We start from the raw sequence: 11,948 nt of genomic DNA, 5'->3' as shown, positions 1-11,948 counted from the left end.
AATGCCCCCGCCCACTGCCACGGCCGAAGCCGGCCCGGACAGCGCTGCCCCGTCGCGTCCGCGCCGGGCCCGGCGGACCACGCTCGTGCTCGGCCTGATCGGTTGCGTCGTCCTGCTGGTGCTGGTCTGTCTGCTCAGCATCGCGGTCGGCTCCAAGCAGATCCCGCTGTCCACCGTGGTCGATGCCCTGCGCCACTACAACGAGGCGGACACCGACCAGGTGATCGTCCGCTCGCTGCGGGTGCCGCGGACCCTGATCGGGTTGCTGGTCGGCGCCGCGCTCGGGTTGTCCGGGGCGTTGATGCAGGGCGTGACCCGGAACCCGCTGGCCGATCCCGGCATCCTCGGCGTGAACGGCGGTGCCGCGCTGTTCGTTGTCGGCGGCATCTACTGGTTCGGGATGTCGTCGTTGACGTCGTACGTCTGGCTCGCTTTCGTCGGTGCGGCCGCGGCGTCGGTCGTGGTGTACCTGCTCGGGTCGCTCGGCCGGGAGGGCGCGACGCCGGTGAAGCTCGCGCTCGCCGGGGCGGCGCTGACCGCGATGCTCGGGTCGCTGACGACCGCGTTGCTGATCGGCGACGTCGACACGTTCGACCAGTTCCGGTTCTGGTCGGTGGGATCGTTCGCCGGCCGCGGTCCGGACATCGCGCGACAGGTCGCGCCGTTCATCCTGGCCGGGATCGTGCTGGCGATCTTCTGCGGGCGGCTGCTGAACGCCCTGTCGCTGGGAGACGACGTGGCCAAGTCGCTCGGTCAGCGGGTCGGGTGGGCGCGCGCGTTCGTCGCGGTCGTCGTCGTCCTGCTCTGTGGCGCGGCGACCGCCGCGGCCGGTCCGATCGGGTTCGTCGGGCTGACGATCCCGCACGTCGCGCGGCTGGTCACCGGGCCGGACTACCGCTGGATCCTGCCCTACTCCGCTCTGCTGGCGCCGATCCTGCTCCTCGGATCGGACGTGATCGGCCGCGTCGTCGCGCTACCAGGTGAACTCCAGGTCGGCATCGTCACCGCGGTACTGGGCGCGCCGTTCTTCATCATCCTCGTCCGGCGGCGGAAGCTGGCCGACCTGTGACGGCTCAGGCGGTACACCTCGTCGCGCGGGCGCGCGTAGCCCGGCAGACCCGTTCGCTGGTCGTGATTGTCGTACTCGCCGTTGTGGTGTTCGCGGTGTTCTGCGTCTCGCTGTCGCTGGGCGACTTCAAGATCCCGGTGATGGACGTGGTGAAGACCCTGTTCGGTGGCGGCGACCACGCGACCGAGTTCATCGTCAACAAGCTTCGGTTGCCCCGGGCACTGACCGGGCTGCTGGTCGGCGCGGCGCTCGGCCTGTCCGGCGCGATCTTCCAGAACATCGCCCGCAACCCGCTGGCCAGCCCGGACATCATCGGCGTGACGTACGGAGCCAGTACGTTCGCGGTGCTCGGGATCGTGACACTCGGTCTGACCGGGGTCGCGGTGTCGGCGCTCGCGATCGCCGGTGCGGTGCTGACCGCGTTCCTCATGTACGTGCTCGCCTGGCGGCACGGGGTGTCGAGCTACCGGCTGATCCTGATCGGGATCGGCATCGGCGCGATCGCGACCAGCATCACGTCGTACCTGCTGACCAAGGCCCGGGTGGAGATCGCGCAGCAGGCGCTGGTCTGGCTGACCGGGAGCCTGAACGGGCGGGACTGGTCGAACGTGCGGTCGCTGGCGATCACGTTCGTCGTACTGCTGCCGTTCCTGGTGTTCCTGGTGCAGCAGCTGCGGATCCTGCAGCTCGGCGACGAGACGGCGTACGGGCTGGGGCTGCGGGTCGAGGCGTCCCGGCTCGGGCTGATCGTGATCGCCGTACTGCTGGCCGCGGTGGCGACGGCGGCGGCCGGGCCGATCGGGTTCGTGGCGTTCGTGGCGCCGCCGATCGCGCGCCGGCTGACCCGGTCGTCGGGGCCGGCGATGATCGCGTCCGGGCTGCTCGGGGCGCTCGTGGTCGCGGTGTCGGACCTGATCGCGCAGCACGCGTTCGGAGAAACGCAGTTGCCGGTCGGTGTGGTGACCGGCGTGGTGGGTGCGCCGTACCTGATGTTCCTGCTGGCCCGGGCCAATCGTGTCGGGAGTGGTGGCTGAGAGATGGAGGAGAACTTCGTGGACCACAGCTTGGCCGCCGACGGTCTTGCGGTCGGTTATGACCAGCGGGAGATCATCCACGACCTGTCGGTGCGGATCCCGACCGGGAAGATCACCGTCATCGTCGGCGCGAACGCGTGCGGCAAGTCGACCCTGCTGAAGACGCTCGCCCGGCTGCTCAAGCCGTCGCGTGGATCGGTGCTGCTGGACGGGAAGAGCATCCAGCAGATCCCGACCCGCGAGGTGGCGACCAAGCTCGGGCTGCTGCCGCAGTCGCCGACCGCGCCGGAGGGGATCACGGTTGCGGATCTCGTCGGTCGTGGTCGGTACCCACGGACCCGGTGGATCCGGCAGTGGTCGCGCGCCGACGACGAGGCGGTCGCGGAGGCGATGACCTCGACGGACGTGCTGTCGATCGCGGACCGGCCGATCGACGAACTGTCCGGCGGTCAGCGGCAGCGCGTGTGGATCGCGATGGCGCTTGCCCAGGAAACCGGCATCCTGCTGCTCGACGAGCCGACGACGTTTCTGGATCTGACGCACCAGTTCGAGGTGCTCGACCTGCTGGTCGACCTGAACAAGTCCGACGACCGGACGATCGTCCTGGTCCTGCACGACCTGAACCAGGCCTGCCGGTTCGGTGACCACCTGATCGCGATGAAGGACGGCGCGATCGTTGCCGAGGGCAACCCGTCGGAGGTGATCACCGAGGACGTCGTGCAGGACGTGTTCGGGCTGGCTGTCAAGATCGTCCCGGATCCGGTCGCCGGTACGCCGATGGTGGTACCGATCGGCCGGCACACCACCCGTACCGCGGTGTCGAGTCCCGCGGCCGCCGCACTCGCCGCCAGCGCCGCAGCGAACGGAATCTGCCGCCCCACCGACCGCTGACTGTGGACAGTGGTTATCGGCCGGTCGACTGAGCCTTCTCGATCAGGAGCTTGGCGGCGACCGTCGCGCCGTCGGCCTTGATCTGGCCGCTGATCTCCTTGGCACGTGGTGCTGCTGCCAGTGCGGTACCGAGCGCGGCCGACAGCGAGTCGACAGTCGGCGCCGGGCCGTCGTGCGCGGCGCCGATGCCCAATGCGGCGACGCGGGAGGCCCAGTACGGCTGGTCGGCGACGAGCGGTACGACGACCTGCGGTACGCCGGCCCGCGCCGCGGTGGTCGTCGTACCGGCGCCGCCGTGATGTACGACCGCCGCCATCCGCGGGAACAGCGCCTGCTGGTTGACCTCGTCGACGACGAAGCAGTCGTCGGCTGCGAGTTCGGACCAACCACGGCTCAGGAGCACCCGGCGGCCGTAGGCCCGGGCCGCTTCGATGGCTGTCCGGACGACGTCCTTCGGTGCGTGTGCGGACATGCTGCCGAAGCCGACGTACACCGGTGGCTCGCCGGCGTCCAGGAACGCCTGCAGGTCATCCGGAAGCGGACGGTCATCGGGCAGGATCCACGCGCCGGTCTGTACGAGCTCGAGATCGGTCATGCCCGCCGACGGGCACAGCGTCGGATCCGCGGCGAGCCACGGGTGGTCGGTGAACACGTAGTCGCGGACGTTCTCGACCGGCGGCAGCCCGATCGCGGCCCGCTCGGCGTTGAGCGCCGGACCGTACAGCTCGTTCACGCGGCGGGCGTCGTATTCCCATTGGATGCGCCGATCGGTCACGTCCGGCGGTGTCGGCGTACCCGGCCGGGCTCCGGGGGAGGAGTGCTGCGACGGGATCCCGCCGAAGTGGAAGCCCGCGAGTACGTAGCCGATGCCGAGCTTGTCGGCGACATCCCGCGCGCCGGCGGGCATCAGGCCGGTCGCCACGATCGCGTCGGCCCCGGGCGCGACCCGCCCGAGCGTCTCGAACCGCGCCGCCACCAGCCGCGGCGCCAAGGCGAACGCCGGATGCACACCCTCCTGCTTGGGCGCGGTGACCACGTCGCGCACCGACGGGCCTAACGGCTCCATCGGCACGCCGGCCCGCTTCAACAGTTCTTCGAACTCAGCCTCCGGTGGAACACATACCGTCGCCTCGGCACCAACCCCCTGAAGCGCCACCGCAAGCCCCGCCAACGGCTCCACGTCTCCGCGCGATCCCCAACTCGTCAACACAAAACGCACTGCTCAGCTCCGTTCCCCGACTCGGAAAGACGCCCATTCTCCGAGAAAAAGGGGGGCTTGCGGCAAGTCCCCCCATCCGCTATACGTTGAAACTAGAGGGGCTTTCGCGAAGTACAACTACGTGAAACGAAACAGCCGGCGGCGACCACCTGGGCGCCGCCGGCTGTTGTCTGCTCAGCTGACGCTGATCAGGTCCACGACGAAGATCAGGGTCTCGCCCGGCTTGATTGCGCTGCCGGCGCCGCGGTCGCCGTAGCCCAGGTGCGGCGGGATGACCAGCTTGCGCCGGCCGCCGACCTTCATGCCCTGGACGCCGGTGTCCCAGCCCTGGATGACCTGGCCGACGCCGAGCTGGAACGCCAGCGGGGCGCCGCGGTTGTACGACGCGTCGAACTCCTCGCCGGTGGAGTGCGCAACGCCCACGTAGTGCACGTTCACCCGCGAGCCGGCCTTGGCCTCGGCGCCGTCGCCCTCGGTGATGTCGGTGATCTCGAGATCCGCCGGCGGCGGACCGTCCGGAAAGTCGATCTCTGGCTTCTCAGTCATGTCTTCAGCTAAGCAGAAACGGCCGGGAAAGTTCCGATTGGGTTCCTGTTGGAGGCGATCGAGGCGGTCTAGGCTCTCGAATACGAGGTCGACCAATGGGGGTGGGCCGGAGCTACGAGGAGTTCGACGATGCCGGAGCCCGTGACCCAGACCCTCGACGTCCCCGGAGCCACCCTGACGTACGACGTCCGCGGTGACCTGGCGAACCGCCCGGTGCTGCTGATGATCGGCTCGCCGATGGCCGCGAGCGGATTCCCGACCCTGGCCTCGCACTTCGAGGACCGCACTGTGGTGACGTACGACCCGCGCGGCGTCGAGCGCAGCAACCGCACGGGCGAGCTGACCGAGCTCTCGCCAGAGGACCACGCGTCGGACCTCGCCGCACTGATCGAACACCTGGACGTAGGTCCGGTCGACCTGTTCGCGAGCAGCGGTGGTGCGGTGAACGCGCTGGCCCTGACCGCCCGCCGTCCGGACCTGGTCAACACTCTGGTAGCCCACGAGCCACCGCTCGCCGCAATCCTCCCGGACAGCGAGAGCGCCCTGGGCGCGGTCGCCGACATGTACGAGACGTACCAGCGCGACGGGATGGGACCCGGGATGGCGAAGTTCATCACGCTGGTGATGTACGACGGGGAGATCCCCGCCGACTACACCCAGCAGCCCGCACCGGACCCGGCGATGTTCGGCCTGCCCGCGGAGGACGACGGGAAGCGCGACGACGCCCTGCTCGGCCAGAACCTGCGCGGCTGTACGTCGTACCAGCCGGACTTCGACGCGCTGGACAAGGCGAAGGACCGGATCGTCATCGGCGTCGGCGAGGAATCGGCGAACGCCCTCGCGGGACGCGGCGGCCAGGCGGTGGCCGAACGGCTCGGTCTGACGCCGGTCGTCTTCCCGAGCGGCCACGGTGGCTTCCTCGGCAACGAATACGGCCAGCCGGGCAAGCCGGTCGAGTTCGCGGCCAAGCTTCGCGAGGTCCTTGGGTAGCCTAGCTCTCTGTGATCAAAGCCTTGGTCTTGGTGATCGGCCTGCTGACGTCTCCTACGCCCGAGACCTATGCGCAGTACTCGTTGATGTTCGAGAAGTCCGCCGGTCAGTACTTCGCCGGCGACACGGCGGCCGGGCAGTGGGCCTGGACGCCCCTGTCCGCCACCGAATCCGACATCTCCTGGGGCGACCCCAAATCCTGGCCGCCGAAGTCCGCCGAGCACTTCATCCACGACGGCGACTGGGTCCTGCTCGACGGCTACAACGACGGAGCTGGCCGCCCCCTCACCCAGATCCAACGCGTCACCACCGAAACCCTCGGCGACGCGGACTGCGACAACATGCAGCCGATCCCGTCAGCCGACGGCCGCCAGCACTACGTCCAGTGGAACATCCCGACGAAGGGCTACTGCCTGGACGCCACCGGCACCATCAAACCCCCGAACGGCTCCACCACCGTCCACTTTCGCCACCTGCAGAAGTGGCTCCCACCCCATCCCTGCAGCAACCCGTACTACTCAGCCCAAACCTGCATCACGCAGTACGAGCAGTGGTGGGACGACAACCAGCACGCGTACTCGCTCCAACTCTCCCGCACCGTAGAACTTGCCAAAGGCAAGGGCATGGCCTTCACCAACCACACCACAGTCCCCCTGGAGTGGAACGCCGACGGCCGCTACTACTGGCACTACTGACCCCAGGCCGACGGATGTCAGCTTGAGCGCGCGTACCGCGTGACCAACAAGCCGGCCCCCAACGACACTTCGAGCACCAAGGCGACAAACAGCAGCGGGTTGTCGGGGTTGATGGTGCTACCCGGCATAGCCAGCAGCAGTAGTCCCCCAGCCACCATCGCCGGCGGAACAACCAACAGCCACCACCGCCGGATCAACACTCCGGCACCCACCGCGCCCGCGACCAGCAGCAACAACGTCATGCAGCCAGAGTGAGCCGACGACCCCCTCTCGGCAACAGCACAGCGCGGGTGGGTGGGAGCGCGCGTAGCGGGCGCGGTGAGGAGCGACGAGGCAAGCGCTCGCCTGGCAAAGCGGGGCTTGTCACTGTCCGCTGGGTGGGCAGTCTCTGCGGGCACGCTAGGCTGATGGCCCGTGAAGGTTTTGGTGATCGGGTCTGGTGGGCGGGAGCATGCTCTGGCCTGGGCGTTGGCTCAGGATTCGGAGGTTGTGCAGGTCGTGGTGGCTCCGGGGAATCCGGGAGTCGCGGCGTTGCGGCCGGTGTACGACGGGCAGACGGTCGAGTGCCGGGCGGTGGACGTCGAGGACCATGACGCGGTGGTCGCGCTGGCCCGCGAGCTGGAGTCGGACCTGGTAGTGGTCGGACCCGAGGCGCCGCTGGTGGCGGGGCTTGCGGATCCGCTCAGGGATGCCGGGATCGCCGTGTTCGGCCCGTCCCGGGACGCCGCGCAGATCGAGGGCTCGAAGGCGTTCGCGAAGGACGTGATGGCCGCCGCGAGCGTGCCGACCGGGCGCGCGTACGTCTGCACCACCCCCGAGGAGGCGGCGACCGCGATCGACGCGTTCGGCCCGCCGTACGTCGTGAAGGACGACGGCCTCGCCGCGGGGAAGGGCGTCGTCGTCACCTCCGACCGGGAGGAGGCGCTCGCCCACGCGGCGCAGTGCGAGCAGGTGCTGATCGAGGAGTTTCTCGACGGCCCCGAGGTCTCGCTGTTCGCGATCACCGACGGTACGACGGTGCTGCCGATGCAGCCGGCGCAGGACTTCAAGCGGCTCGGTGACGACGACGAGGGCCCGAACACCGGCGGCATGGGCGCGTACACCCCGTTGCCGTGGGCGCCGGACGATCTGGTCGCGGAGATCACCGAGAAGGTGCTGCAGCCGACGATCGACGAGCTCCGGCACCGCGGTACGCCGTTCAGCGGCCTGCTGTACGCCGGTCTCGCGCTGACGTCGCGTGGTGTCCGGGTGATCGAGTTCAACTGCCGCTTCGGGGACCCCGAGACGCAGGCGCTGCTGCCGATGCTGAAGACCCCGCTCGGCGGTCTGCTGTACGCCGCCGCGACTGGCAAGCTGGCGGACCAGGGCGACCTGAGCTGGCGGAACGCGTCCTCGGTCGCGGTCGTGGTAGCCGCGAAGAAGTACCCGTCGAGCCCGCGCAAGGGTGACGTGATCGCGGGAATCGACCAGGCCGAGAGCGACGACGTACGCGTCTTCCACGCCGGTACGGCGATCGACAACGACGAGCTGGTGACGTCGGGCGGCCGGGTCCTCGCGGTCAGCGCTGTCGGCAAGGACCTGGCCGAGGCCCGGCAGCGCGCGTATGCCGCGGTCGGCCAGATCCGGATCAAGGGCTCGCAGCACCGTACCGACATCGCCCTGAAGGCGGAACGCGGCGAGATCACGGTCTGACCTGGGACGCGACAGAACCGCCGGCCCAGGCGCGGTCGGCGGTTCGGTCTGTCCGGGGTCAGGCGGTGTGGGGAGCCGCTGCAGCCAACTTGGGCATGACCTCGGCGTTCGCGGGCACGGTGCGCAGGTGCGCGTACCCGAGGACCGAGAGGATCAGGAGCAACCCGGCGGCCGCGAAGGCGGCGATCGCTGCGATCAGCGCGATCTGGCCCATCTTCCAGAATGCGTACGCGTTCAGCAGCAGGCCGCGCAGCGTCTCACCGCGGAACACGGTCTGCACCTGGCCGGCCAGCTTGGCGTCGTTCGGGTTGGCGAGCGCCTCGGACGACAGCTGCGAGTACGTCTTGCCGCCACCGATCGACTGGATGTGGACGGCGATGAAGTGGTTGGCGTACGCCTCGGCCTGAGCGCCGTTGACCAGCTGCTGGCCGGCGTACTGCGACAGGTACGGCTTGACCGCCGGGTCGTTCAGCGACTCGCTACCGGCCTTGGGGAAGAAGATCTGCTGGGCGGCGAGCTGGTCGTGGACCTGGTTGTCGACGAAGTTGTGCGCCCACAGCAGCAGAGCGCCGGCGGCGACCATGACGATCGCGAGAACCAACCCGGCGGAGGTGAGCAGCGCGTCGAACGTCTTGCGGCGCATAGTGGTGTCCTTTCGGCTCGCGGTCTTCGAGGGCCGCGGAGTGTGGATGGCCTGTACTTCGAGTGTTCGGCAGCGACAGGCGTCACCAACAGGCACCGAAAGACCTCCACCGGTAGGCCTAAGTGCCCGGTTCCACAGGACTCAGTAGCCCGCACTCCCGGTCCCGGCGGACAGATCCGGCTGTTCGTGGTTCTGTGAGAAGGTCGGAATTCGCCACAATTCGATGGAACCGGATCTAGGGGTCAGGGGTGTAGGTGGGTATGGAGACGGAGGGGCTGCGAGAGTTCTACAGCGCCCACCAGCCGCGGCTGGTGGGCGTCGTCTCGTTGCTGACCGGGTCGCGCGCCGAGGCCGAGGACATCGTCCAGGAGGCGTTCGTGCGGTTGGTGCCCCGCTGGGAGAAGGTGTCACGGTACGACTCACCGGAGGCCTGGGTGCGGCTGGTCGCGATGCGGCTCGCCGCGAACAAGCACCGGGACGGCAACCGGGTCAGCCAGCTGTTCCACCGGCTGCCGGCCGAGCACGTCCCGGACCATGCCGACGGGTATTCGGGTGACCTCGAGCAGGCTCTCGCCGGCCTGCCGATGCCGACCCGGCAGGTCGTCGTCCTCCATTACGTCTGCGACCTGAGCGTGGCTCAGGTGGCCGACACCCTCGGAATCGCGGAAGGCACGGTCAAGTCGCGCCTCTCCCGCGCCCGGGACACCCTGTCCGATTCTTTGCTGTTGAGGAGTGACGACCATGCCTGAGCTGCAGGAAGACCTGCAGGCGCTGGCCGACCGCCGCGCCGCCGAGTCCAGCGGGGACTTCGAGTCCGTGCTGGTCGCGGCCCGTACCCGTAAGCGCCGCCGGACCGCCGGCCTGACCGTGATCGGAGCAGCCGCGGTGGTCGCGGCGGTTGCCATCGTCCCTACGCTCCGCCCTGCTTCTAGCAACGCACCCGTGGCAGGTAGCCCGGTGCCCACCAACGCGGTCGCGCCGCCGGTGGTGGAGACGCAGCCGTCCGCCTCGGCGCTCCCGAAGGTCGCCGGCCCGCTGGCGCTGCGGACGTCGACGGTGGCGTCCGGTGCCCAGTTCGTGGTCGCGTTCCCGGACAAGGCGGTCCGCGCGGCGACGTTCGCGCTGTTCTCCGCCGCGAAGCCGGACGAGCAGCTGTACACGCTGGTCGCGAAGGTCCCGGGCGACGCGATGACGCCGTACTCGTTCAAGCTGGCCGGTGAGATGGGCGTCGGGCTCCCGTCGTACACAGGCGCCGGGCCGTACACGCTGGCCATGCCGAAGGGCCTCCCCGCCGGTGCGTACCAGGTCTGCACCCTGACCGGCGCCCGCCTCTGCAGTCCTCTGACCGTCAAGTAGGCACCGTCTGGGAGAATGGGGTTCGTGACCAAACCCCGGATCCCCAACGTTCTCGCCGCGCGCTACGCCAGTCTCTCGATGGCGGAGCTGTGGTCGCCGGAGCACAAGATCGTGCTCGAGCGGAAGCTCTGGGTCGCCGTACTGAAGGCCCAGAGCGCGCTCGGGGTGACGGTTCCGGACGGGGTCGTCGAGGACTACGAACGGGTGATCGACCAGGTCGACCTGGCCTCCATCGCCGACCGTGAGCGGGTCACCCGGCACGACGTGAAGGCGCGGATCGAGGAGTTCAGCGCGCTCGCCGGGCACGAACACATCCACAAGGGGATGACGAGTCGTGACCTGACCGAGAACGTGGAGCAGCTCCAGATCCGCGCCGGGCTCGAGCTGGTCCGCGACCGGGCGGTGGCGACCGCCGCCAAGCTCGGCCAGCTGGCCGCCGACAACGCGGCGCTGGTGATGACCGGGCGTTCGCACAACGTCGCCGCGCAGGCCACCACGCTGGGCAAGCGGTTCGCGTCGGCCGCGGACGAGCTGCTCGTCGCGATCGCGCGGGTAGAGGAGCTGATCGAGCGGTATCCGCTGCGCGGCATCAAGGGCCCGGTCGGTACGTCGCAGGACATGCTCGACCTGTTCGGCGGCGACGCGGACAAGCTCGCCATGCTGGAGACGACGATCGCCCAGCACCTCGGCTTCAACCACTCGCTGACCAGCGTCGGCCAGGTGTACCCGCGGTCCCTCGACTACGAGGTCGTGTCCGCGCTGGTGCAGCTCGCGGCCGGGCCGTCCAGCCTGGCGACGACGATCCGGCTGATGGCCGGGCACGAGCTGGTCACCGAGGGCTTCAAGGAGGGCCAGGTCGGGTCCTCGGCGATGCCGCACAAGATGAACACCCGGTCCTGCGAGCGGGTCAACGGCCTCGCGGTCGTCCTCCGCGGGTACGCGTCGATGGCGGGTGAGCTCGCCGGCAACCAGTGGAACGAGGGCGACGTCTTCTGTTCCGTCGTACGGCGGGTGGCGCTGCCGGACGCGTTCTTCGCACTGGACGGGCTGTTCGAGACGTTCCTGACCGTACTCGACGAGTTCGGGGTCTACCCGGCGGTCGTCGCGCGGGAGCTCGAGCGGTACCTGCCGTTCCTGACCACGACCAAGGTGCTGATGGCCGCGGTGAAGAACGGCGTCGGCCGGGAGACCGCGCACGAGGTGATCAAGGAGCACGCGGTCGCCACCGCGCTCGACCTCCGCAAGGGCCTCGCGGCGAACGACCTCTTCCACCGCCTCGGCACCGACGGCCGGCTCGGCCTCACCGAGGACCAGATCATCGGCATCGTCGGCGAGCCCTTGTCCTTCACCGGCGCGGCCGTAGCCCAGGTCGGTACGGTCGTCGCCAAGGTCGACGAACTCGCGAAGCGCCACCCCGAAGCAGCCGCCTACACGCCGGGTGACATCCTCTAACCCGTGTTCGCACCGCTCACCTGGTTTCTCGTTGCGCTGTCGCTGGCTGCGATGGTGTACGCCGTCGTGCTGGCGGCTCGGAACAAGCGGATCGACTGGACCGTGCTCGGCGCGGTCGGGGTCATCGAGGTCGGACTGGTCGCGCAGCTGGTCGTGGGGATCGTGCAGCTGAGCGGGACCGACCGGGACGTGTCCGGGCCGTTCTTCGTCGGGTACCTGATCGGGTCGTTGCTGATCCTGCCGATCGGTGCGTTCTGGGCGCTGGCCGAGAGCAGCCGCTGGGGTGCCGGTGCGTTGGCGATCGCGTGCGTGGTGATCCCGATCCTGGAGCTCCGGCTGCACGACGTGTGGACGGCTTGAG

The 11,948-nt window shown here is 69.2% G+C and carries 14 protein-coding genes; 10 read left to right on the top strand and 4 right to left on the bottom strand.

Annotated elements, in window-relative coordinates; all coding sequences use genetic code 11:
• Position 1 precedes the first annotated feature (1 nt).
• Genes ACZ5BU_RS08200 through ACZ5BU_RS08190 form a run of 3 tightly spaced genes read left to right on the top strand, consistent with a single transcriptional unit; the run spans position 2 to position 2,994 of the window.
• On the top strand, positions 2-1,069 hold the full coding sequence (locus ACZ5BU_RS08200; RefSeq protein ID WP_465696567.1) for a FecCD family ABC transporter permease: 1,068 nt from the start codon (positions 2-4) through the stop codon (positions 1,067-1,069).
• A complete protein-coding gene (locus ACZ5BU_RS08195) occupies positions 1,066-2,103 on the top strand; it encodes a FecCD family ABC transporter permease (protein WP_465696565.1) in 1,038 nt (345 codons plus the stop codon). Before ACZ5BU_RS08200 ends, ACZ5BU_RS08195 begins: the two co-directional genes overlap by 4 nt.
• Positions 2,104-2,121: 18 nt before the next feature.
• Positions 2,122-2,994, top strand: a complete 873-nt coding sequence (locus tag ACZ5BU_RS08190) for an ABC transporter ATP-binding protein (RefSeq protein WP_465696563.1) — start codon at positions 2,122-2,124, stop codon at positions 2,992-2,994.
• A 13-nt stretch (positions 2,995-3,007) separates the two neighbouring features.
• On the opposite strand, the gene ACZ5BU_RS08185 is transcribed toward ACZ5BU_RS08190, so the two are convergent.
• Both ACZ5BU_RS08185 and ACZ5BU_RS08180 read right to left on the bottom strand, forming a co-directional pair.
• Complete coding sequence (locus ACZ5BU_RS08185) at positions 3,008-4,060, bottom strand: glycosyltransferase (RefSeq protein ID WP_465696731.1); 1,053 nt, start codon at positions 4,058-4,060, stop codon at positions 3,008-3,010.
• Between the two features lie 327 nt (positions 4,061-4,387).
• A complete protein-coding gene (locus ACZ5BU_RS08180; RefSeq protein ID WP_465696562.1) occupies positions 4,388-4,759 on the bottom strand; it encodes an FKBP-type peptidyl-prolyl cis-trans isomerase in 372 nt (123 codons plus the stop codon).
• A 129-nt stretch (positions 4,760-4,888) separates the two neighbouring features.
• On the opposite strand from ACZ5BU_RS08180, the gene ACZ5BU_RS08175 reads away from it, so the two are divergent.
• Together ACZ5BU_RS08175 and ACZ5BU_RS08170 are read left to right on the top strand one after the other, a co-directional pair.
• Positions 4,889-5,749 carry an alpha/beta fold hydrolase gene (locus ACZ5BU_RS08175; RefSeq protein WP_465696560.1) on the top strand — a complete coding sequence of 287 codons (861 nt, stop codon included), beginning with the start codon at positions 4,889-4,891 and terminating at the stop codon, positions 5,747-5,749.
• A gap of 11 nt (positions 5,750-5,760) precedes the next feature.
• Positions 5,761-6,444, top strand: a complete 684-nt coding sequence (locus ACZ5BU_RS08170; RefSeq protein WP_465696559.1) for a hypothetical protein — start codon at positions 5,761-5,763, stop codon at positions 6,442-6,444.
• 17 nt (positions 6,445-6,461) lie between these two features.
• Here ACZ5BU_RS08170 and ACZ5BU_RS08165 read toward each other — a convergent pair whose 3' ends face one another.
• Positions 6,462-6,686 (bottom strand): hypothetical protein, encoded by a 225-nt coding sequence (locus ACZ5BU_RS08165; protein ID WP_465696558.1) that lies wholly within the window; start codon positions 6,684-6,686, stop codon positions 6,462-6,464.
• 172 nt (positions 6,687-6,858) lie between these two features.
• On the opposite strand from ACZ5BU_RS08165, the gene purD reads away from it, so the two are divergent.
• Positions 6,859-8,136: a phosphoribosylamine--glycine ligase gene (purD, locus tag ACZ5BU_RS08160; RefSeq protein WP_465696556.1), complete on the top strand. Its 1,278-nt coding sequence runs from the start codon at positions 6,859-6,861 to the stop codon at positions 8,134-8,136.
• Between the two features lie 58 nt (positions 8,137-8,194).
• Here purD and ACZ5BU_RS08155 read toward each other — a convergent pair whose 3' ends face one another.
• Positions 8,195-8,779, bottom strand: a complete 585-nt coding sequence (locus tag ACZ5BU_RS08155) for a hypothetical protein (RefSeq protein WP_465696555.1) — start codon at positions 8,777-8,779, stop codon at positions 8,195-8,197.
• A 260-nt stretch (positions 8,780-9,039) separates the two neighbouring features.
• Here ACZ5BU_RS08155 and ACZ5BU_RS08150 point away from each other — a divergent pair, with 260 nt between their 5' ends.
• Genes ACZ5BU_RS08150 through ACZ5BU_RS08135 form a run of 4 tightly spaced genes read left to right on the top strand, consistent with a single transcriptional unit; the run spans position 9,040 to position 11,947 of the window.
• Complete coding sequence (locus tag ACZ5BU_RS08150) at positions 9,040-9,528, top strand: SigE family RNA polymerase sigma factor (RefSeq protein WP_465696553.1); 489 nt, start codon at positions 9,040-9,042, stop codon at positions 9,526-9,528.
• Positions 9,521-10,135, top strand: coding sequence for a hypothetical protein (locus ACZ5BU_RS08145; RefSeq protein WP_465696551.1), 615 nt, complete (start codon positions 9,521-9,523; stop codon positions 10,133-10,135). The genes ACZ5BU_RS08150 and ACZ5BU_RS08145 overlap by 8 nt, the downstream gene beginning before the upstream one ends.
• A 24-nt stretch (positions 10,136-10,159) precedes the next feature.
• A complete protein-coding gene (gene purB / locus ACZ5BU_RS08140; RefSeq protein WP_465696549.1) occupies positions 10,160-11,587 on the top strand; it encodes an adenylosuccinate lyase in 1,428 nt (475 codons plus the stop codon).
• A 3-nt stretch (positions 11,588-11,590) separates the two neighbouring features.
• On the top strand, positions 11,591-11,947 hold the full coding sequence (locus ACZ5BU_RS08135) for a hypothetical protein (RefSeq protein WP_465696547.1): 357 nt from the start codon (positions 11,591-11,593) through the stop codon (positions 11,945-11,947).
• Position 11,948 lies beyond the last annotated feature (1 nt).

The sequence above is a fragment of the Kribbella sp. NPDC031520 genome (genome assembly GCF_055580825.1).
The sequence above is the reverse complement of the archived record's forward strand: the minus strand, read 5'-3'. Positions and strand labels throughout refer to the sequence as shown.